The organism is Novosphingobium resinovorum, from assembly GCF_001742225.1.
Taxonomy (GTDB): Bacteria; Pseudomonadota; Alphaproteobacteria; order Sphingomonadales; family Sphingomonadaceae; genus Novosphingobium; species Novosphingobium resinovorum_A.
In genome coordinates this window covers 317,884-339,691 of sequence record NZ_CP017078.1, presented here as the reverse complement: position 1 = coordinate 339,691, position 21,808 = coordinate 317,884, and the positions used below count along the sequence as shown (strand labels likewise).

21 protein-coding genes are annotated in these 21,808 nt (G+C 62.8%); 14 read left to right on the top strand and 7 right to left on the bottom strand.

Annotated elements, in window-relative coordinates; all coding sequences use genetic code 11:
• Window positions 1-7 precede the first annotated feature (7 nt).
• On the bottom strand, window positions 8-412 hold the full coding sequence (locus BES08_RS31080) for a DUF2147 domain-containing protein (protein WP_036526775.1): 405 nt from the start codon (window positions 410-412) through the stop codon (window positions 8-10).
• 211 nt (window positions 413-623) lie between these two features.
• Window positions 624-1,268 (bottom strand): DUF3422 family protein, encoded by a 645-nt coding sequence (locus BES08_RS31075; RefSeq protein WP_036526774.1) that lies wholly within the window; start codon window positions 1,266-1,268, stop codon window positions 624-626.
• A 282-nt stretch (window positions 1,269-1,550) separates the two neighbouring features.
• Here BES08_RS31075 and BES08_RS31070 point away from each other — a divergent pair, with 282 nt between their 5' ends.
• From BES08_RS31070 to BES08_RS32570, 9 genes are all read left to right on the top strand, one after another.
• On the top strand, window positions 1,551-2,687 hold the full coding sequence (locus BES08_RS31070; protein WP_004206969.1) for a thiolase family protein: 1,137 nt from the start codon (window positions 1,551-1,553) through the stop codon (window positions 2,685-2,687).
• Window positions 2,684-5,035 (top strand): 3-hydroxyacyl-CoA dehydrogenase/enoyl-CoA hydratase family protein, encoded by a 2,352-nt coding sequence (locus BES08_RS31065; RefSeq protein ID WP_004206971.1) that lies wholly within the window; start codon window positions 2,684-2,686, stop codon window positions 5,033-5,035. Before BES08_RS31070 ends, BES08_RS31065 begins: the two co-directional genes overlap by 4 nt.
• A gap of 45 nt (window positions 5,036-5,080) precedes the next feature.
• The gene (locus BES08_RS31060) at window positions 5,081-6,871 is read left to right on the top strand and encodes an acyl-CoA dehydrogenase C-terminal domain-containing protein (protein ID WP_017503705.1); all 1,791 of its coding nucleotides are present in this window, start codon (window positions 5,081-5,083) and stop codon (window positions 6,869-6,871) included.
• Window positions 6,868-7,776 carry an NAD(P)H-dependent flavin oxidoreductase gene (locus BES08_RS31055; RefSeq protein WP_017503706.1) on the top strand — a complete coding sequence of 303 codons (909 nt, stop codon included), beginning with the start codon at window positions 6,868-6,870 and terminating at the stop codon, window positions 7,774-7,776. The genes BES08_RS31060 and BES08_RS31055 overlap by 4 nt, the downstream gene beginning before the upstream one ends.
• Window positions 7,777-7,785: 9 nt before the next feature.
• A complete protein-coding gene (locus BES08_RS31050) occupies window positions 7,786-8,529 on the top strand; it encodes an electron transfer flavoprotein subunit beta/FixA family protein (RefSeq protein ID WP_004206977.1) in 744 nt (247 codons plus the stop codon).
• 115 nt (window positions 8,530-8,644) lie between these two features.
• Complete coding sequence (locus BES08_RS31045; RefSeq protein ID WP_004206978.1) at window positions 8,645-9,571, top strand: electron transfer flavoprotein subunit alpha/FixB family protein; 927 nt, start codon at window positions 8,645-8,647, stop codon at window positions 9,569-9,571.
• 8 nt (window positions 9,572-9,579) lie between these two features.
• A complete protein-coding gene (locus BES08_RS31040; protein WP_004206979.1) occupies window positions 9,580-10,005 on the top strand; it encodes a PaaI family thioesterase in 426 nt (141 codons plus the stop codon).
• 14 nt (window positions 10,006-10,019) lie between these two features.
• Complete coding sequence (locus BES08_RS31035) at window positions 10,020-10,319, top strand: polyhydroxyalkanoic acid system family protein (RefSeq protein ID WP_004206980.1); 300 nt, start codon at window positions 10,020-10,022, stop codon at window positions 10,317-10,319.
• Between the two features lie 134 nt (window positions 10,320-10,453).
• A protein-coding gene (locus tag BES08_RS32570) for an IS5 family transposase (protein ID WP_086027969.1) occupies window positions 10,454-11,214 on the top strand; the annotation gives its coding sequence in 2 pieces (ribosomal slippage) (window positions 10,454-10,790 and window positions 10,790-11,214; 762 coding nt in all).
• Between the two features lie 187 nt (window positions 11,215-11,401).
• Here the strand turns inward: BES08_RS32570 and BES08_RS34440 are convergent.
• From BES08_RS34440 to BES08_RS30995, 5 genes are all read right to left on the bottom strand, one after another.
• Window positions 11,402-11,719, bottom strand: coding sequence for an MFS transporter (locus BES08_RS34440; RefSeq protein WP_231958566.1), 318 nt, complete (start codon window positions 11,717-11,719; stop codon window positions 11,402-11,404).
• A gap of 46 nt (window positions 11,720-11,765) precedes the next feature.
• A complete protein-coding gene (locus tag BES08_RS34435) occupies window positions 11,766-12,104 on the bottom strand; it encodes a hypothetical protein (protein WP_017503244.1) in 339 nt (112 codons plus the stop codon).
• A gap of 124 nt (window positions 12,105-12,228) precedes the next feature.
• Window positions 12,229-13,596, bottom strand: a complete 1,368-nt coding sequence (locus BES08_RS31005; RefSeq protein ID WP_017503243.1) for a Dyp-type peroxidase — start codon at window positions 13,594-13,596, stop codon at window positions 12,229-12,231.
• A gap of 3 nt (window positions 13,597-13,599) precedes the next feature.
• Window positions 13,600-14,211 (bottom strand): hypothetical protein, encoded by a 612-nt coding sequence (locus BES08_RS31000; RefSeq protein WP_017503242.1) that lies wholly within the window; start codon window positions 14,209-14,211, stop codon window positions 13,600-13,602.
• 40 nt (window positions 14,212-14,251) lie between these two features.
• A complete protein-coding gene (locus BES08_RS30995) occupies window positions 14,252-15,340 on the bottom strand; it encodes a catalase family protein (RefSeq protein ID WP_026109628.1) in 1,089 nt (362 codons plus the stop codon).
• Between the two features lie 155 nt (window positions 15,341-15,495).
• Between BES08_RS30995 and BES08_RS30990 the strand changes: the two genes are divergently transcribed.
• The 5 genes from BES08_RS30990 to BES08_RS30970 all read left to right on the top strand — a co-directional run bounded on the left by BES08_RS30990 (window position 15,496) and on the right by BES08_RS30970 (window position 21,801).
• Window positions 15,496-16,119: a TetR/AcrR family transcriptional regulator gene (locus tag BES08_RS30990; protein ID WP_017503240.1), complete on the top strand. Its 624-nt coding sequence runs from the start codon at window positions 15,496-15,498 to the stop codon at window positions 16,117-16,119.
• Between the two features lie 65 nt (window positions 16,120-16,184).
• Window positions 16,185-16,613, top strand: coding sequence for an acyl-CoA thioesterase (locus tag BES08_RS30985; RefSeq protein WP_017503239.1), 429 nt, complete (start codon window positions 16,185-16,187; stop codon window positions 16,611-16,613).
• Window positions 16,610-17,476 carry a 3-hydroxyacyl-CoA dehydrogenase gene (locus tag BES08_RS30980; protein WP_069710379.1) on the top strand — a complete coding sequence of 289 codons (867 nt, stop codon included), beginning with the start codon at window positions 16,610-16,612 and terminating at the stop codon, window positions 17,474-17,476. The genes BES08_RS30985 and BES08_RS30980 overlap by 4 nt, the downstream gene beginning before the upstream one ends.
• Window positions 17,477-17,503: 27 nt before the next feature.
• Window positions 17,504-19,270, top strand: a complete 1,767-nt coding sequence (locus BES08_RS30975; RefSeq protein ID WP_017503237.1) for an oleate hydratase — start codon at window positions 17,504-17,506, stop codon at window positions 19,268-19,270.
• A 41-nt stretch (window positions 19,271-19,311) separates the two neighbouring features.
• Window positions 19,312-21,801, top strand: coding sequence for a heavy metal translocating P-type ATPase (locus BES08_RS30970; RefSeq protein WP_017503236.1), 2,490 nt, complete (start codon window positions 19,312-19,314; stop codon window positions 21,799-21,801).
• Window positions 21,802-21,808 lie beyond the last annotated feature (7 nt).

Sequence of the window (21,808 nt, the reverse complement as noted above, 5' to 3'; positions counted from 1 at the left end):
CTCGTGCTTATCGGAGGCGCGTCCATGTCTGCGTCTTGCACAGGGGCCAGACGATGCAGCCCTTGAGGCGCAAATGATCCCGATCGGCTAACGTGACCGTCGCGCTGTATGTACCGCCATCCTCAGCGTTGTAGATGGAACCACCCGACCAACTGCCCGACTTCCACGTAAAACCCTGCAGAATCTGCAATCCACGAAGCTTACGACCGCGCAACGCAGCGGTCTTGTTCTTTTCGTCACGTAGTTCGGGGTTGGCTTTGATCCCGTCGGAACTGATCAAGGCACCGCAGATCGATTGCCCGCAGCGGGTGATTTCCACGACGCCATGACGGCTCTCGGTTTGCCAGCGACCGACAACGGTGTCGGCGGGCAATGCAGTGCTCGAAGCCAGTAGTGTCAGAATGATCGACATTGTTCCTCTCCGCGCGCCTTCAGGCGACCGTCTGTTTCACGTCTGGAGCCAATATGCGGCAAATCAGCGTCCCATAACCATCTCGATGACGTATAGGTAAGTCAATAGCTCAATGCGTCATCAAAATGCCTATTAGGTTGTGTGCGAATTGGAGGGGTCAGGCGCTGCTGGCCCCGTCGTCAGGGTTCGGGCGTGTTCGTGTGTGACGCCGTCAAGCTATTGATCTGTGCGTGCCTTCAAGCAAGGAAAGATTGCGATAATTGCCCAGTTCCTGAATGCGCTGGATGGAACGCGACACTTCGCCGTCAGCCGCCCCGTTCGCGGCAACGACCAGGCGCCCGTAGCCGCCGGCGTGAATGCGAAAGTGGCTCCAAATCCGGACGCTATCCCCGATGATGCAGGAGACGAGATGGCCCGGATGGAAGTCGGCCCGATCGACAACCGGCTCGGCGTAGCGATCGTTCGCCACAACGACGATGTGGGTTGCGCGGATGACCAGGCCCGGCAGCGTTTCCATCCACTGCAAGGTATCACTGAAGGGGCCGACGTCGGGAGCAGACCAGAACTGCGCGTCCGCGCTGACCGAGGTTGACGTTAGCGTCGTGGTGACCGCTTCACTGTGCCTTTCCCAGGCCAGCCGCCCGTTGGCGGACCACTCCGTTTCCAGGTGGCGCAGGTTGCGATCGAGTCCAGAGGCACATCGCTGCTCCAGGATCAGCCATTCCTTCTCCCGGTCATTCTCATCGACCAGGCGAACCGTCTGAAATGCCATGGCGGGCAATTCGAGTGCAGGAAAACGGCGCAGATGCATTTCGCCGACGATCTGACGCCGGAGGGGATGCTCAGAAAATCGCATGTGTGCGCCTTCGAAAACAGGTGCAGTGGCGCTTGGGGAGAGGCGCAGCCGTCGATAAGACGGGCGCGAGCATCATCGCCGGGATGAGAGTGCGCGGTTTTTCACTGGCGAGCATCCGTACGTTCCTCGGCCAAGACCTCCGATATCAAGCCTCCCGGGAACCGGTGCATGACGATTCCCTCGACGGCGTGAGAAGAGTGCCAAAGATTTTAGTTGACGTAAACGTCATTTCACGCACCATTAGGTAATCAGATGTCCGATTCCCTGGAGAGGCTATCATCGATGCGTAATGTGGTTGTTGCGGGCTATGCCCGGTCCCCCTTTCACCTGGCAGGCAAGGGCGCGCTGGCGCGCGTCCGCCCTGACGATCTGGCCGCTCAGGTCATTCGCGGACTGATTCAGCAGACCGGCGTGAAGGCCGAAGATATCGAGGATATCGTGCTGGGCTGCGCTTTTCCTGAAGGCGAGCAGGGCTTCAACATCGCGCGCCTTATCGGTCTTCTCGCCGACCTGCCGCTCTCTGTCGGCGGCATGACCGTTAATCGCTTCTGCGGATCGTCGATGAGCTCGGTCCACATCGCTGCGGGCCAGATTCAGCTTGGCGCCGGCGAGGCCTTCATCTGCGCGGGCGTGGAGTCGATGAGCCGCGTGCCGATGATGGGGTTCAATCCGCTGCCGAACCCCGAGCTCGCGAAGAAGAGCGCCGCCTATATGGGCATGGGCGACACGGCGGAGAATGTCGCGACCAAATATCAGATCACCCGTGCCCAGCAGGAAGCCTTTGCGGTCGCCAGTCAGGACAAGGCGGCCGCGGCTATCGCGGCCGGCAAGCTCGAGGCCGAGATCGTGCCGATCACGACCAAGGCGGGCGTGGTCGACAAGGATGGCACGCCGCGTGCCGGCACGACGACGGAAACCCTCGCCGGGCTGAAGCCGGCCTTCAGCCAGGACGGCACGGTAACGGCGGGAACGTCCTCGCCGCTGACCGATGGCGCAAGCGCAATCCTGGTCACGAGCGAGGATTATGCGCGCGCGCATGGACTGCCGATCCTTGCTCGCATCAAGTCGGTTGCTGTCTCTGGCTGCCAGCCGGAGATCATGGGCATCGGACCGGTCGAGGCCTCGCGCAAGGCGCTGCAGCGGGCGGGGCTCAGTGTGGACCAGCTTGACGTTGTCGAGCTCAACGAAGCCTTTGCGAGCCAGTCACTGGCCTGCATCAGCGACCTGGGGCTTGACCAGTCGAAGGTCAATCTGGACGGCGGCGCCATCGCGATAGGCCACCCTCTGGGGGCGACCGGTGCGCGGATCGTGGGCAAGGCCGCGGCTCTGCTGAAGCGCGAAGGCGGCAGCTATGCGCTTGCCACCCAGTGCATCGGCGGCGGTCAGGGCATCGCCACCGTGCTGGAGGCGGCGGAATGAGCGAGCAGGCCATCAAGCCAGTCGGCGCCCCGCCGGAAACCATCAAAAAGGTCTGCGTGATCGGCGCAGGCGTCATGGGCGCCGGCATCGCAGCGCAGGTCGCCAATGCCGGGGTGCCGGTGCTGCTGCTCGATATCGTGCCCAAGGAGGGCGGCGATCGTGACGCCGTGGCGAAGGGTGCGGTCGCGAAGATGCTGAAGACCGATCCGGCGCCCTTCATGTCGAAGGCTGCGGCGAAGCTCGTTGAAACGGGCAATATCGACGACCATCTCGAGCGGGTGGCCGAATGCGACTGGATCGTCGAGGCGATCGTCGAACGGCTCGACATCAAGCAGGCGCTCTACGCCAAGCTCGAGCAGCTCAAGCGTCCGGGCACGGCGGTATCGTCCAATACCTCGACGATTCCGCTTGGCCATCTGGTCGAGGGGCGGGACGATCAGTTCAAACAGGACTTCCTGATCACCCATTTCTTCAATCCGCCGCGCTACATGCGGCTCATCGAAATCGTGACCGGCCCCGACACTGATACGGCTGTGGCGAGGCGCGTCTCGGATTTCGTCGATCGAAAGCTCGGCAAGCGCATCGTGCCGGCGCGGGACACGCCGGGCTTCATCGCCAATCGCATCGGTACCTACTGGCTGGCCGTCGCGATCAATGCCGCGATGGACCAGGGGCTGACGGTGGAGGAAGCCGACCAGATCGGCGGAAAGCCGATGGGCGTGCCCAAGACCGGCATTTTCGGCCTTGTCGATCTCGTTGGCGTCGACCTCATGCCGCTGCTCACGAAGAGCCTGTCCTCGACGCTGCCGGCAGGTGACGCCTATTTCGACACGGTGAGGCCGATGCCGCTCGTCGACAGGATGATCGCGGAAGGCTTTACCGGGCGGAAGGGCAAGGGCGGTTTCTACGCGTTCGACAAGGCGACGAAGACCAAGAAAGCGCTCGATCTCGCGACCGGCGAATATCGCGTATCGGTGAAGCCGGCTTCCTTGCCGGGCCGGGCCGAGAAGGACCTGGCAGCATTGGTTGCTGCGCCCGGCAAGGTCGGCGCCTATGCCTGGGAAATTCTCGGCAAGGTTCTTTCCTATGCCGCGAGTCTGGTCGGTGAAGCTGCGGACAACATCGTCGGCATCGATGACGCGATGAAGCTCGGCTACAACTGGAAGTTCGGGCCGTTCGAACTGATCGATCGCCTTGGGCCGGGCAAGCTCGCCGAACGGCTGGCCGCCGAGGGGCGGGATGTTCCCGCGATCCTCAAGGTAGCCGGAGATCGGCCTTTCTACCGGGTGCAGGACGGCCGTCGGCAATATCTCGATGCCGCCGGCGACTATCATGATGTCGTGCGGCCCGAGGGCGTGCTGCTGCTGGAAGACATCAAGCTCCATAGCCAGCCGATCCTCAAAAATGGTTCGGCGGCACTCTGGGATGTCGGCGACGGCGTTGCCTGCCTTGAGTTCACCGGCAAGATGAACGCGCTCGACGGCGATGTGATGAAGCTGATCGGTCAGGCGATCCCGGTCGTGCAGGACAAGTTCAAGGCGCTCGTCGTCTATAATGAGGGCAGCAATTTCTCCGCCGGCGCCAATCTCGGTCTTGCTCTGTTCGCACTGAACATCGCGGCATGGGGCGAGATCGAAAAGCTCGTCGCGGGCGGGCAGCAGGCCTACAAGGCGCTCAAATATGCGCTGTTCCCGGTCGTGAGCGCTCCGGCCGGCATGGCATTGGGCGGCGGTTGCGAGATCCTGCTCAACAGTGATGCCGTGCAGGCCCATGCCGAAAGCTATGTGGGTCTGGTCGAGTGCGGCGTGGGTCTGATCCCTGGCTGGGGCGGATGCGGTGAAATGATCGATCGCTGGCGCTCCAGTCCCGGCATGCCCAAGGGGCCGATGCCGGCCGTAGCCAAGGTCTTCGAGACGGTATCGACAGCCACTGTGGCAAAGTCGGCCGCCGAGGCGAAGGAGCATGGCTTCCTGCGTCCCTCGGACGGCATTACGATGAACCGGGACCGTCTGCTGGCGGACGCCAAGGCGAAGGCACTGGAACTGGCCGACGGTTACAAACCGCCTGTGGCTCCGGAATTCCGCTTGCCTGGCGCGGGAGGCAAGTCCGCTCTTTCGATGGCTGTCGAAGGCTTCCAGGCCCGTGGCCTCGCCACATCTTACGATGGTGTCGTATCCGGCGCGCTCGCCGACGTCCTGACGGGCGGCGAGAAGGATCTCATCGACATCGTGACCGAAGAGGATCTGCTGGCGCTCGAGCGCAAGGCCTTCATGCAACTGGTGCGCGACCCGCGGACCCAGGCGCGCGTCGAGCAGATGCTCGTCACCGGCAAGCCGCTGCGTAACTGATTGGCGGCCGGCGGCCGGATGGCCGACCGGTCAGGAGATATAAATATGCAAGTCTATGACGCCCCGTTGCGCGACATGCGCTTCGTGCTCAACGAACTCCATGCCGATGACGGCTTCGGGGATATTCCCGCGCTGTCGGAGTTCACACCGGATCTCACCGATGCGATCCTCGAGGAGGCGGCGCGCTTCTGTCGCGACGTCCTGTTGCCGATCAACCGGTCGGGCGACGAGGAGGGGTGTCATCTGGAAAACGGCGTCGTGCGGACGCCGGCGGGGTTCCCCGAAGCCTATAAGCAGTTCGCCGAAGGTGGCTGGACCGCGCTCGCATCCGATCCGGAATGGGGTGGGCAGGGGCTGCCGGAAGCGGTCAACAAGCTGGTCGAGGAGATGATCTGCTCGTCCAACCTCTCCTTCGGCCTCTACCCGGGCCTCACCCATGGTGCCACCACTGCGATCGAGGGCCATGGCAGTGACGCGCTCAAGCAGGCCTACCTGCCCAAGATGGTGAGCGGCCAGTGGTCCGGCACGATGTGCCTGACCGAGCCTCATTGCGGTACCGATCTCGGGCTCCTGCGCAGCCGCGCGGTCCCGCAGGGCGATGGCAGCTACAAGGTCACCGGTTCCAAGATCTTCATCTCCGCCGGTGAGCATGACCTGACCGAGAATATCATCCATCTCGTGCTCGCCCGCCTGCCCGACGCCCCCAAGGGCGTGAAGGGCATCAGCTTGTTTCTCGTCCCCAAATATCTGCCCAGGGAGGACGGTACTCCCGGTCAATCGAACGGCGTCGCCTGCGCCGCGATCGAGCACAAGATGGGTCTCAAGGCGTCGGCGACGTGCCAGATGAACTTCGATGATTCGATCGGCTGGATCGTCGGTGAGCCTGGCAAGGGCATGGCCGCCATGTTCACGATGATGAACACGGAGCGTGTCTCCGTCGGCATCCAGGGCCTGGGTGTGGGCGAGGCGGCGTATCAGGCGGCGGCCTGGTATGCGAAAGATCGTATTCAGGGTCGGGCGCTCTCGGGACCCAAATATCCCGATCAGGCAGCCGATCCGATCATCGTTCACCCCGATGTTCGCCGCATGTTGATGACGATGCGGGCTTATAATGAGGGATGCCGGGCGCTCTCGGCCTGGGTCTCGCGCGCCCTGGACGCGGAAAAACATTCTCCCGAACCCGAAGTGCGCCAGCGTGCGAGTGACTTCATTGCGCTCATGACCCCCGTCGTCAAAGCGCTCTTCACCGACCTTGCGTTCGACAGCGCGAACCTTGCGGTCCAATGCTATGGTGGCCACGGCTACATCCGCGAAAGCGGCGTCGAGCAATATGCCCGCGATGCCCGGATCACCATGATCTATGAGGGGACGAACGGCGTTCAGGCGCTCGATCTCGTCGGCCGCAAGCTCGGCGCCCATATGGGCCGCTATCTGCGCAGCTTCTTCCATCCGGTGTCGGCTTTCATCGAGGAAAACAACGTCGACGGACCGATGAAGCCGATGATCGAGGCGCTCGCCAAGGCGTTCGGGGCGCTGCAGCTTTCGACGGCCACGGTCGCGCAGCGGGCGCTCAAGGATCCCGAAGAGGCGGGCGCGGCGTCGGCGGACTATCTGCGTCTGATGGGCCTGGTGGCCATGGGCTATTGCTTTGCCAAGGCGACCAAGATCGCAGGCTTGCAGCTCTTCTTCGGCAGCGAGGACAAGCGCTTCTACGATGCCAAGATCAAGACGGCGACGTTCTTCTTCGAGCGTATCCTGCCTCAGGCGACCGCCAGCTTCCTGGCGATCAAGGCGGGCAAGAAGTCGCTGATGGCGCTGGAAGACGACGTGTTTTGACGCTTCCGGCAAGCCTCGAAAAGCGGCTGGCCATTCCAGCCATCGTTGCGCCGATGTTCCTTGTGTCGGGACCGGACCTTGTCGTCAGTTGCTGCGAGGCGGGACTGCTTGGTACTTTCCCGGCGCTCAACCAGCGCACCAGTCAAGGTTTCGGTGAATGGCTGGATGAAATCGAGGAGCGGCTGGCTCCCATGCCGGGAGCGGCGCCCTTCGGCGTCAACCTCATCGTCCATAAGAGCAATCCGAGGCTCGACGCCGATCTGGAACTGATCGTTCGGCACCATGTGCCATTGGTCATCACCTCGCTCGGCGCCATCGCCGATCTTGTCCAGGTGGTTCAGGGCTATGGCGGGCTGGTCTTTCACGACGTGACGAACGTGCGTCATGCGGAAAAGGCGCTCGAAGCTGGCGTCGACGGTCTGATCGCGGTCGCTGCCGGCGCGGGGGGACATGCCGGCACGATGAGCCCGTTCGCACTGGTTGACGAGATACGGCGCTTCTTCCAGGGGCCGCTGGCGCTTTCCGGCGCCATCACGCGCGGCCACCAGATCGCGGCCGCGCAGATGATGGGGGCCGATCTTGCCTATATCGGATCCCACTTCATCGCGTCGGAAGAGAGTCTCGCCTCGCCGGCACAGAAAGACATGGTGATCGGGGCCGGACCAGCGGATATCGTCTATACGGACCGGGTCACCGGCGTCGGGGCCAATTTTCTCCGGCCCTCGCTGGAAGCCGCGACTCTCCCTGAGCCACATGGCGCGCTTTCGGTTTCGGAGGAGGCCAAGGCCTGGAAGACGATCTGGTCGGCAGGCCACGGTGTCGGCGCTACCACTGCCGTCCAACCGGCCCGATCCATCTGTGAGAGACTCATTGCCGAATATCAGGCGGCATTACAATCAGAGTAGGATTGATCCATGAAGGTGCTTGTGCCCGTCAAGCGGGTTATCGATTATAATGTGAAACCGCGCGTGAAGGCGGATGGGACGGGCGTCGATTTGGCGAACGTGAAGATGTCGATGAACCCGTTCGACGAGATCGCCGTCGAAGAGGCTATCCGCCTCAAGGAAAAGGGAGTCGCGACCGAAATCGTGGTGGTGTCGATCGGCGTCGCCAAGGCGCAGGAAACGCTGCGCACCGCGCTCGCCATGGGGGCCGACCGCGCGATCCTCGTCCAGACTGACGATGAGGTCGAGCCGCTCGCCGTCGCCAAGATCCTGAAGGCCATCGCCACCGAGGAGGCTCCGGGCCTGGTGATCCTCGGCAAGCAGGCCATCGACGATGATGCCAATCAGACCGGCCAGATGCTGGCAGCCCTTCTCGGTTGGGGGCAGGGCACATTCGCCAGCAAGGTCGAAGTATCGGGCGAGACTGTCGCGGTGACCCGTGAGGTGGATGGCGGTCTGGAGACCGTAAGCCTCAAACTGCCGGCGATCGTGACGACCGATCTGCGTCTCAACGAACCGCGCTATGCGAGCCTGCCCAATATCATGAAGGCCAAATCCAAGCCGCTGGCGACGAAGACGCCGGCCGATCTCGGTGTTGAGATCGCCTCGCGCCTCAAGACGCTCAAGGTGACCGAACCCCCCAAGCGCTCGGCGGGCATCAAGGTGGCCGACGTCGATGAATTGGTCGCCAGGCTCAAGGAAATGGCGATTTGATAAACTTTCAAACGCGCCGAACTTGCCGAACCTCTCCCATGCAAGTGACGGCGCACCCCGCTTCATCCTGTGCGCACAGAGATGAAGCGGGGGCGGATTTCTCGGAGAATAAGTTATGAATACGCTCGTCTGGGTTGAACATGACAATGCGTCGGTCAAGGATGCGACGCTATCGGCCGTCACCGCCGCTGCCAAACTTGGTGAGGTCCATCTGCTGGTTGCCGGTGCGGGCATCGGCGGCGTGGCCGAGGCTGCTGCGAAGGTCGCGGGTGTCGCCAAAGTCGTAACGTTCGACGATGCGGCGTTCAAACACGCTTTGCCCGAGAATGTCGCGCCGGCCGTCGCGGACCTGATGCGCGGCTATGACGCGTTCGTGGCGCCTTCCACTTCGAATGGCAAGAACATCGCGCCGCGCGTGGCGGCCTTGCTTGATGTGATGCAGGTCAGCGACATCCTGTCGGTGGAAAGCGCTGACACGTTCACGCGTCCCATCTACGCGGGAAATGCGATCGCGACGGTCCAGTCGTCTGATGCAAAGAAGGTTATCACGGTGCGTGGCACAGCCTTCGAGAAGGCGGCCCGCGAGGGTGGCTCGGCCAGTATCGAGGCTGCGACGGGCACGGATGCGGGACTTTCCAGCTTCGTGGGTGCCGAGATCGCCCAGTCCGAGCGCCCGGAACTCACCTCGGCCAAAATCATCGTCTCGGGCGGGCGAGCGCTGGGCTCGGCCGGGCAGTTTCATGGCGTGATCGATCCGCTGGCCGACAAGCTGGGCGCGGGTGTGGGCGCAAGCCGCGCAGCGGTCGATGCTGGCTATGCGCCCAACGATTTTCAGGTCGGCCAGACCGGCAAGATCGTGGCGCCGGAAGTCTATGTCGCCGTCGGCATATCGGGTGCGATTCAGCACCTTGCTGGCATGAAGGATAGCAAGACCATCATCGCGATCAACAAGGATGAGGACGCGCCCATTTTCCAGGTCGCCGATATCGGCCTGGTCGGCGACCTCTTCAAGATCGTTCCTGAACTGACCGAAAAGCTTTGAGGTAAGCGATGACCGGTCTGGAAGAGATCGAACAGTTCATGGCGGCCGGCACCCGGCCGCCCATGATGGACCTGTTCGACATCGATCTGCTTGAGGCGGAGGAGGGGAAGGTCGTCTTTGTCGCGACGCCCACCTCGCAGACCTACAATTTCATGGGCATCGCCCATGGTGGCTATGCCGCGACGCTCCTGGATTCGGCCTGCGGCATCGCGGCGAACTCCGCGGCCCAAGTGCCCATCAACTGCGTCACGCTCGAACTCAAGGTCGCCTATCATGCGCCCTTGACCGACAGGGTCGGGATGGTCCGTGCAATCGGCCAGGTGGTGTCGATGGGCAAGAGGGTGGCGCATACCGAGGCGCGTCTGATCGACATGGCCGGCAAACTCTATGCCTCCGCGACATCGACCTTGCTGCTCGTCGATCGGGCGGCCTGAACAGGAAAGAAGATATGGAAGTCGTTATCCCGCACAGCCTTGGTAAAATCGAAGCGAAGAGCAGGATCGAGGCCGGCCTGCCCAAGCTGGCAGCGCATATCCCGGGAGGCGGTTCGCTCAGTTCCGAGTGGGTATCGGACTACGCACTACACTTGGTCATCGGGGCGATGGGGCAGAATATCCCGGTGCAACTCGACATTGAGGATAGCGAGATTCGCGGCGACGTCAGCGTACCGCTGTTCCTCAAAATGATGTCAGGACAGATTTCGGATTTTGTGAAAACGAGCGCCGAGAAAATGCTCAGCAAGGCATGATGAATTTACTGGCCGCAGGACAATATCGTTGCTCTGCGATGATTGAGTTTACGAGAATCTGCCCTGTTTCCTAGGGTCAGGACCCATTGATATGATTAGGTTTGTGTGATTCAGGCTCCGTGAGGAGACTGGATTTGAGCGACCTATATTGGCTGACGGACGAGCAGATGGCACGGCTTGAGCCGTATTTCCCGAAGAGCCACGGCAAGCCTCGGGTTGACGATCGCCGGGTGTTGAGCGGGATCATTTTTGTGAACCGCAATGGGCTGCGCTGGCGCGATGCACCGAAAGACTATGGGCCACACAAGACGCTGTACAATCGTTGGAAGCGGTGGGGCGATAAAGGCGTATTCCTGCGGATAATGGAAGGTCTGGCTGCGCCCCAGGCATCCGAACGCAAGACGGTGATGATCGACGCGACCTATCTCAAAGCGCACCGCACGGCATCGAGCCTTGCGGTAAAAAAGGGGATGCGGGCCGCCTGATTGGCCGCACGAAAGGCGGCATGAACACCAAGCTTCATGCCGTGACGGATACCAATGGTCGGCCGATCAGCTTCTTCATGACCGCAGGTCAGGTCAGCGATTATATTGGCGCGGCGGCCTTGCTGGACGAACTACCCAAAGCCCAATGGCTGCTCGCCGATCGTGGCTATGATGCCGACTGGTTCCGAGACGCCTTGCAGGAAAAGGGCATCACCCCCTGCATCCCGGGCCGGAAATCCCGGAACAAGGCCGTCAAATACGACAAACGTCGCTACAAGCGCCGCAACCGGATCGAGATCATGTTCGGCCGCCTGAAGGACTGGCGGCGGGTCGCGACGCGCTACGACCGGTGCCCCAACGCCTTCTTCTCGGCCATCGCCCTCGCTGCCACCGTCATCTTTTGGCTCTGATCAGTGAGTCCTGAGCCTAGGATGAAGGCGACGGCAACGATTGCCAGCCCGATCGGCGCAAGGCCGATCCACAGCATGGTCGCGCCCATGACAGCGGCCGTGCCGAACGCCGCCAGTCCGACCCTATGGCCAATAACCCTTTCGGCCAGCCCAGCGCCGATCAACATCCCAACCGCCCATAGTGCCGTCAGCATTCCAAACGCGGTCGGCCCGCTCCCAGCGTCACCATCACGAGAAACACGAAAGCAACGTCGGCTATGGCGGTCGCAAACACTTCGAGGCTGAGCGCACCCGTAACCACCATCAACCGTCGATTGCGGAGCAGCGGCAGGTAGTCCGCGAACAGGGTCTCTTCCTCCTGATCGTCCCGTTGTGGCTTGCGGCGAAGCCTGCTCGCCATCACGACGAGGGCCAAAAGGGCAAAACTGGCGGCATCGGCTAAAAGCGCATTGCGCGATCCGATCCATCCCACCAGTACGCCCCCAGCGACTGGACCAGCGAGCATTCCAAGGCTGCGAACCATTTCCATAAGGGAATTGGCGAGTGCGAGGTCATTCCAAGCCGCTCGCCAGCACTGGAATCAACGCGAATGTTGCGGCGCTGCTGATCGTGAACAGCACGCTCAACAGCGCGGCCCCGGCGAGCGTGAACATGGGATAATAGGCGATAAATGCTATCACGCCCGCTTGCAGAACTGACACCATGACCAGAATGCGGGCCGCCTCCCGGCGGTCGATCAAGCGGCCCGCCCAGGGTGCGGCGATCAGACCGGGTAGCAGCTCCGCGGTCAGCAGCGTCGGCACCGCATAGCCGGATGCGTTCTCGGCAGTGCGGAACATCAACGTCAGCAACGTGATTTCATCGCCGGTCGTCGAAATCGTAAGCGCCACAAGGACCAACCATCCCCAGCCTTGCCGAAACTCAACTCCCACTCACTTAACCTTCCGCACAGCCCCGCACTTTCCGGGTCACTCTGCACACTTCAAATCTCAACCGACAATCAGGTGAATAGCTTTAGCGTCGTTCTGCCAACCACTTAAGCGCCGATAGGCTTGGCATGAACAGATATTCGCCTCCCTTCATGACATTGAAAGTCTGCACACCGTCGATGCGCTTGCGCGCGGGCGCCTGCGGGATGGTGAACCGACCGTCCTCCTCATGCAGGCCGACGATTGGATCGCGCTCTTCGCCAAGGTCGACGAAATTCCCGCGATTGATCCATTCCTGCTGCATGAACTCGATCGTGTCATAGGCACGCGCGCTGATGAAGATGAAGAACAGGCCGCGATCGCCTTTCTTATCGTCCTGCGGCGTGACATCCTCGGAATAGACCGGCCCGAAGGTCGAGGAACGACGGATGATCCTGTGGATGTTGACGTCGGTGAGCAGCGTCAACTCGGAGTCGCGGGGATTGAGCCGGCGCATATGGCAGCCAAGCGGCACAACGCGACCTTTGGGGTCATCCTTGAAGCTGAAGTCGTTGTTGCGCTGCGGGTCGGCGCCGAGGTCGGGATCGTCGTGATCGGGCGACAGCGTCAAGGGCGCGCCGGAACGCCAGCGACCGAACATCTTGGCGGCTAATAGCTCGCGTTCCTCCGGCGTCTCGCCATGCGCCTTGAGGAAGGCGTTAAAACAGCCGACCCGGCTGTTGTACTTGCGCATAACGACGAAGGTGCCGTTCTTGCCCAGCCCGGCGGGCTCGGGCATGCCAAGCGGTTGGCCGTTCTCGCTTTCATATCCAAGAATGAACTCGCCCGCCTTGATCGGGCGCTCCTCGCCCGGCAGCGGATCGACGCCGCTACCCTCGACGGCGGGCTGGGAGATCGAATCCCGGAAACCGAACGGGTTTTTCGCGCCATCCGGCGCGCCGAAACGATGCTCGCCGAGCAGGGTCACGCCGCTGCTCCGGTCGAGTTCGGTGCGCGCCGTCGCCAGCGCCTTATCGAGCGCAGCATCATCCACGGCGTAGATAGTCAGCGCGAGATGGCAGTTGCCGGGCTTGAACACCTCTTCCCAGTTTTCAGGCGCGTTGGGCCCGAAGTCGCGAAGCTGCTCCGCGCGTGCGGCCATGCCCTGCTGGAAGGGGAGCGGGAATGTCTTGAGCTGCGCTTCGGGAACGCCGAGCGCCTTCAGCCCCTCGAAGCTGAGTGCGGCCCCGATCCAGAAATCAAGATCCTCGCTCCAGTTGTCGGCAGATGCGATATGGGGCGCGAGCCGGCCGAGAAGATCGCGCGCGCCCTCCGCCTCGTCGAAATGGAGCATGGCGTGGATACCGACATAAGGCTCGGGCCGGCTTCGCAGGATCAGCGCCTGAATGTCGTGCAGATCGAGCGTAACGCTGTCGCGCCGGAAGCGCTCTTTCAGTTTCTGAAGGATCGCCATGGCTCAGCCCACCTTGTCCAGGAATTCGTTGACCGCATGCTCCATCCGCTGAAGGCGGCGCACGTCGACGACGGTCACCTGCGGGTTGGCGACGAACCAGCCGGCAGCGGTGATCTGATGCTCGGCGATGAAATCCTTGACCTTGGGGCTTGCGATGCCAGGCCAACCTTCGACCGAAGCGAAAAGCAGGTCCATCAGGTCGGGGATCTTGGTGGCGAAGTCGTTGATATAGGTGTCCCAGTCGCCGTCATAGGCGGTGGCGAACAGGATGCGTGTGTCGTTGTCGAAGAACACGAACCGCATATTGTGGAGCGTGCCGACCTTCTGCGCGCCATCGAAATTGCCGTTCACCAGCCCGAAGATGCGTTTCAGCCGGTCCGCGCCGCCTGGCTTCAAGTTTGCGATGGCTGTGAGCTCGGAGACATTGCCGGACTGGGCGCCGACACGGCCAGCCGAGCCCGCCGTGCCCTTGAGGTCGGGATTGTGCTTCGTCACCATCTGCTCAAGGGCGAGCTTGGCGAGCTGCGGCGCGTCGCCGGCCACTTCCTCGATCCGCCGCCGGATGGCTTGAAGGCGGGTTTCGTCGATCTGCGGGGTGTCTTCGGTTTCGGCCATGGCTGGCCTCCTTTCGTGATTGCGTGTGACGATCGGTGCGTCAGTCCGGGATGGCGTCGATGTTTGTCGGCTCGACACGAGGCTGGGCGTTCATCTCATGGCGGTAGCGGGTGGATCGCTCATAGGCGGCGATGCGCACCCGCATGATCGATCCGAGCGGCTGATGATCGCGGATACCGTGCCAGGGATTGAACGACAGCACGTCATCGCCATAGACCCGCCGCGCCGGCGAATAGGCGTCCTGCGGCGGGATGCGCAGCGTGGCGATCGGCTGGTGTGGCGACAGCTCTTCGGGCCAGAGCACCGCCGCGTCCTCGACAGGCATCTTGTCGAGATCAGCGCAAAGTTGGGCGCGCAGTTGATACTCAGCACCTTGGTCGCGGAAATGCTCGACAACCAGATCGCGCATGGTGGCATCCTCCACCGTGCCGACGTCCTTGCCGGTGAGCGCGCGGACATTGTCGGAAAGCGGCGCGGCGCTGATCTTGGCGATGTAATCGCCAAAACGGATCGCCGCCATCGAGTGATAGGTCTCGCCAAGCAGATGGTCGTTGTCGCGCGCGAGACCGCGCAGCGTGGCGCCGGGCTCGACGCCGACCGCTTCGACCGCAGCTTCCACGCCGCGCGCCACCCCAGCCATCGCTCGCTGGAGAAAGACCGGGTTCTGGGCATTCTTCTCCAGAAGGCTGATGAGCTGGCGATATTTACCGATCGTGCCGAAGCTCAAGGTCGGGATGTTGACGAGCAGGAAATCCTGGTTTTGGCCCTGGTCTTCGGGGAGAAGCCGCTCGCCTTCGACGCCGATCACCTTGATCGCCATGCCGCGCGGGGCGGGAATCGTGTCGGAGTGAATGTCGCCCGGCGCTGATGAGAGGCGGATCACCATGGAATAGGTGGCCGGGCGAGCGAAAAGCCCCTGACGCAGATGCTCCGGCAGTTCCGGCACGACGAGTTCGCCCTTGAGGAACCCGTGGCTCTTGGCATGGGCGTCGCGCACCGCATGGCGGTGGCGTTCGAACGCCTTGCGGTTGGTATTCGCCATGATCTCAAGGATCTCGGCGGTCAGCCGCTCCTCGTCCTTGCCGAGAACCTCCACGTCCGGAGAATAGCCAATGTAGGTTTGAGCCAAGAGCGCTCCTTCACACTGAGATTTCGTTGCCCAGGAACGATTTCGGGTCGAAATCGCCGTTGATTTCGGATATCAGTTGATATCTGGTCTCACTGAGAACGCGGAACCTCCGAAAAGGTTTCGCACGTCTCGCCCGTTGGTTGGAGAACGAACCCATGCCGCTTACGCGCAAGGACACGCAGCGCCAGACGCGGGACCGGCTGATCGCGGCCGCGCATTCCTCGATTATCGAGGAGGGGGTCTCTGCCATGTCGATTCGCAACATCTGCAGCGCCGCAGGGCATTCGCAGGGCGCCTTCTACTCGAACTTCGCCAGCAAGGATGATCTGCTGGTCGAGATCCTGCAAAGCCATATCCAGGACGAGGTCACACTGCTTCGCGACCTGGTCGCGCACTGCTCCGGCGACGATATCGAGGCGACGCTGCAGGTGCTGGCCGCGCGGCTCGCGAAGTTGGCCGACGAGGCACAATGGTCACTGCTCTCGATCGAATTGCAGCTCCATGCCCGGCGCGATCCGGCTTTCGCCGAGCGGCACCGGGAGGGCAAGGCGGCCTGCTATCGGATGTTCGGTGAGCTCGTCGCCGATCTGACGCAACGCTTCGCACTTCGTCCGGCCTTGCCGCCGATGCAGACCGGTATCGGTCTTTACGCGGTCTGGATGGGACTGGCGGTGCAGGGCGATGTCGAAGGCGCCATGCCGCGCGACGAGATGCTCGTCGGCTTCTTCCGCGCCATGGCAGGACTGGGTTCGTCGCATGAGGAGCAGGCGTATTCGTGAGCGGGATCGTGTCAGATCGTCGACGCATCGGCTGCGATGAGCACGGACACCCGCTCGTCGGCGAGGTGGATGAGCATCGGCGCTTCCATATCCGCTTCCGCGCCCGGGACGCCGACATCGACGAACTCGGCCATGTCAACAATGCGGTCTGGGTGACCTGGATTCAGGATGTGTCGGTGGCGCATTGGCTGACGGCCGCGCGGCCGCAGGATCGCGACCGGTTCGTCGCGGTCGTGCTGCGCCATGAGGTCGACTATCGCGGCAATGTCCGGGCGGGAGACGAGGTCAGTGCGATCACCTGGGTCGTCCGAGCGCCGCGGGGTGCCCGCTATGCACGATGTGTCGAATTCCATGCCGAAGACGGCCGGACGATCGTCGCCTCGCTGACCCAATGGGCCCTGGTCGATCGGGAAACCGGCAAGCTGGCCCGCGTCCCGGTGGAGGTGGCGGCTCCGTTTCTAAGTGACGATACCGCGCAGAAGGAAATTGGATGAGCGATATCAGGAAAGTGGCGGTTCTCGGCACGGGAGTCCTCGGGAGCCAGATCGCCTTCCAGACGGCCTTTAGCGGCTTCGATGTTGTCGCCTACGACATCAGCGAGGAAGCTCTCGAACAGGCGCGCGCACGGCTGGCGGCGCTCGTCGAAACCTACACGAACGAGGTGTCGGGCGCGGCTGGCGGCAAGGCGGCCGGGGCGCTCAAGCGGATCGCTCTGCTGAGCGATCTCGGCGCGGCCGTCGCGGACGCGGACCTCGTGATCGAGGCGGTTCCGGAGGTTCTTTCGATCAAGCAGGCGCTCTACGAGAAACTGGCGGGGCTCGCGCCGGACAGGACGATCTTCGCCACCAATAGCTCGACCCTGCTGCCGAGCGGCCTGAAGGCTTACACCGGCCGACCGGACCGGTTTCTGGCGCTGCACTTCGCCAACAGCATCTGGAAGTTCAACACCGCCGAGGTGATGGGCACGGACGACACCGATCCGGCCGTGTTCGATGCCCTGATCGCCTTCGCCTCCGCCATCGGCATGGTGCCGATCCCGGTGCGCAAGGAGAAAGCGGGTTACGTCCTCAATTCGCTTTTGGTGCCGCTCCTGAACGCGGCCGCCGATCTGGCGGCCGGCGGCTATGCCGAGCCGGAAGATGTCGACAAGGTCTGGCGGATCGCCACCGGCGCGCCGATGGGGCCGTTCCAGATCTACGACATCATCGGATTGAACACCCCCTACAACATCCTCTCGCATGGCGACGAGCATGCTCAGTCGCTCGCCGCCTGGCTGAAGGAAAACTACATCGACAAGGGCAGGCTCGGCATCGCCTCGGGCGAAGGCTTCTACAGCTACAAGCCCTCCGCAGACTGATCCCAACAAGAAGAACAGGAGTTCGCCATGCACTATAGCAGCGGAAACTATGAAGCCTTCGTGCGTCCCCGCAAGCCCGAGGGCGCCGACAAGAAGACGGCCTGGTTTGTCGGTTCGGGGCTGGCGGGGCTTGCCGGCGCGGCCTTCCTGATCCGCGACGGCGGCGTTTCCGGCGACCGCATCACCATATTGGAAGAGCTGGAAATCCCCGGCGGCGCGCTCGATGGTCTGGACGTGCCCGAAAAGGGCTTCGTCATTCGCGGCGGCCGCGAGATGGAGGAGCATTTCGAGTGCCTGTGGGACCTCTATCGCTCGATCCCCTCGCTGGAGATCGAGGATGCCAGCGTGCTCGACGAGTTCTACCGGCTCAACAAGGACGATCCCAACTTTTCGCTGCAGCGAACGACGCAGAACCAGGGTCAGGACGTGCCCGACAAGGCGCTGCTAACGCTCAACGACAAGGCGCAGAAGGATCTCCTCTCGGTCTTCCTTGCGACGCGGGAGGAGATGGAGAACAAGCGCATCAACGAGGTCTTCGGCGAGGACTTCCTCAAGAGCAATTTCTGGCTCTACTGGCGCACCATGTTCGCCTTCGAGGAATGGCATTCCGCGCTGGAGATGAAGCTCTACCTGCACCGCTTCATCCATCACATCGGCAGTCTCGCCGACTTTTCCTCGCTCAAGTTCAATCGCTACAACCAGTATGAATCGATGGTCCTGCCGCTGGTGAAGTGGCTGACCGATCACGGGGTTAAATTCCGCTACGGCGTCGAGGTCACCGATGTCGATTTCGACATCCAGCCCGGCTCCAAGCAGGCGACGCGCATCCACTGGAAGGAGCGCGGCGTCGAAGGCGGCATTGATCTCGGGCCCGACGATCTCGTCTTCATCACCATCGGCTCGCTGACCGAGAATTCCGACAATGGCGACCACAGGACACCGGCGAAGCTCAACGAAGGACCGGCGCCGGCCTGGGACCTGTGGCGGCGGATCGCGGCGAAGGATCCGGCCTTCGGCCGCCCGGACGTATTCGGCGCCCATATCCCGGAGACGAAATGGGCCTCCGCGTCGATCACTGCCCTCGACGCCCGCATTCCGGCCTATGTCGAGAAGATCACGAAGCGGAACCCCTTTACCGGCAAGATCGTCTCCGCCGGTATCGTCACGGTGAAGGACTCGGCGTGGCTGCTGAGCTGGACGGTTCATCGCCAGCCGCATTTCAAGAAGCAGCCCAAAGATCAGATGATCGCCTGGTTCTACGCGCTCTTTGTCGATTGCCCCGGCGACTTCGTGAAGAAGCCGATGCAGGAATGCACCGGTGAGGAGATCACCCAGGAATGGCTCTATCACCTCGGCGTGCCGGTCGAGGACATTCCCGAACTCGCGGCATCCGGCGCCAGCACCGTTCCCACGATGATGCCCTATATTACCGCCTTCTTCATGCCGCGCCAAGCGGGTGACCGGCCGGACGTGGTGCCGGAGGGCGCGGTCAACTTCGCCTTCATCGGCCAGTTCGCGGAGTCGAAGCAGCGGGACTGCATCTTCACCACGGAATATTCGGTGAGAACCCCGATGGAGGCCGTCTACACGCTGATGAATGTCGAGCGCGGCGTGCCCGAGGTCTTCAACTCGACCTATGATATCCGTACACTTCTTGCTGCGATCGGTCCGCTGCGGGACGGCAAGGGCATCGATCTTCCCGGGCCGGCCTTCCTGCGCAAGCTGCTGATGAAGAAGCTCGAAGGCACCGAGATCGCCAAGCTGCTCGAAGAGTTCCATCTGATCGAGGAGTGAACAAAGACCGGAAGGCACGCGCGGCGTGTGAAAGGTGATGAATGGCCGACGACGATCAGAAGAGCGAACGCGCCGCCGAGGTGACTGGGGCGCACGGCCATCATCACCATCATGAGCCGGACGGCGAAACGCCGTCCGGTCACGTCGACCATGATCCGGTCTGCGGCATGGTGGTCGATCCCGCCAGGACCGCTCACAATGCTGAGTATGAAGGCGAGCGCTACGTCTTCTGCTCGGCCGGCTGCAAGGCGAAGTTCGACGCCGACCCCGTGCATTATGCGGCACTGGCAGCGCATGCTGCACATCACCATGAGGGTGCTGCCGCCCATGGCGATCATTCCCACCATAGCCACACGCATGGACCTGATACCCATGAGCATCACCACGTTGCGGCAGTAACGGCAACCGCAACGGAAGGGACGATCTGGACATGCCCGATGCATCCGGAAATCCGCCGGGATGCGCCGGGTAGTTGCCCGATCTGCGGCATGGCGCTGGAGCCGCTGATCGCGGCGGCGGATGCCGGACCAAGCCCCGAACTCGCCGATATGACCCGACGCTTCTGGATCGGCCTCGTGCTCGCCTTGCCCGTGTTCCTGCTGGAGATGGGCGGTCACCTGATCCCGGCGCTGCACCATTTGGTGCCGATGCGCATCTCGATCTGGATCCAGTTCGCGCTGGCGACGCCGGTGGTCCTGTGGGCCGGATGGCCGTTCTTCGAACGTGGCTGGGCGTCGATCGTCAACCGCAGCCTCAACATGTTCACGCTGATCGCGATGGGCACCGGGGTCGCCTGGGGCTACAGCATCGTCGCGACATTCGCGCCGCAGCTCTACCCGCAGGCTTTCCGAGGCGCCGATGGCACGGTCGCGGTCTACTATGAGGCCGCGGCCGTGATCACCGTGCTGGTGCTGCTCGGTCAGGTCATGGAACTGCGCGCCCGGGAGCAGACCTCCGGCGCAATCCGCGCGCTTCTCAATCTCGCGCCGAAAACCGCCCGGCGGATCGGGCGGAACAATGCTGAAGAGGATATTCCTGTCGAAGCCGTCGTCATCGGTGATCGGCTCAGGGTCCGGCCCGGTGAAACCGTGCCGGTTGACGGCGTGGTCGAGCAGGGTCGCTCATCGATCGATGAATCGATGGTGACCGGAGAATCCATGCCGGTGACGCGTGTAGTCGGCGAAGCGGTCGTAGGAGGTACGCTGAACCAGACCGGCGCGCTCGTCATCCGGGCTGAAAAAGTCGGGCGCGACACCATGCTCGCCCGCATCGTCCAGATGGTCGCGGATGCCCAGCGCTCGCGCGCGCCGATCCAGCGCATGGCTGATCAGGTGTCGGGCTGGTTCGTGCCGGTCGTCATCGCCGTCGCGCTGCTCGCCTTCGCGGCCTGGGGTGTATGGGGGCCGGAGCCGCGGCTGGCGCATGGCCTGATCGCGGCCGTTTCCGTGCTGATCATTGCCTGCCCCTGCGCGCTCGGGCTCGCGACGCCGATGTCGATCATGGTGGGTATCGGCAAGGGGGCGGCCGCCGGCGTTCTGATCAAGAACGCGGAGGCGCTCGAGCGGATGGAGAAGATCGATACTCTGGTGGTCGACAAAACCGGGACGCTTACCGAAGGCAAACCGGCCGTTACCCGGATCGTCGTGGCCCCGCGATTTGTCGAGGAGACCATCCTGCGGCTTGCAGCCGGCGTGGAGAAGGCGTCCGAGCATCCGCTTGCGCGGGCGATCGTGGCGGCTGCCGACGAGCGAAAGATCACCATCCCCGATGTCGCCGACTTCGACTCGCCGACCGGCAAGGGGGCGATCGGTCGTGTCGAGGGCCGGCATGTGGTGCTCGGCAGCACCACCTTCCTCGCCGAACATGGGGTTGATACAGCGCCGCTCGCGGCACAGGCCGATGAGCTACGCCGCGACGGCGCAACCGCCATCTATATCGGCATCGATAAAGCCATCGGCGGCATCTTCGCCATCGCCGACACGATCAAGGCGACCACGCCTGAGGCACTGAAGGCCCTGCATGCGGAAGGCATCCGCATCGTCATGCTGACCGGTGACAATCGCACCACAGCCGAAGCCGTTGCGAGAAAGCTCGGCATCGATGAGGTCGAGGCCGATGTGCTGCCGGACCAGAAAGCCGCGGTCGTCGAGCGCCTGAAGGCGCAGGGCAAGGTGGTGGCGATGGCGGGTGACGGCGTAAATGACGCGCCGGCGCTTGCCGCCGCCGATGTTGGTATCGCCATGGGATCGGGGACCGACGTTGCGATCGAAAGTGCGGGCGTGACGCTGCTCAAGGGCGATCTCACCGGCATTGTCCGCGCGCGACGCCTGTCGCAGGCGACGATGGCCAACATCCGCCAGAACCTCGCCTTCGCGTTCATCTACAATGCGGCAGGCGTACCGATTGCGGCCGGTGCGCTCTATCCCACGTTTGGGCTGCTGCTGTCGCCGATCATCGCTGCTGCCGCGATGGCGCTGTCGTCCGTCAGCGTCATCGGCAATTCGCTGCGGCTCCGGACAGTGAAGGCATGACGGACCA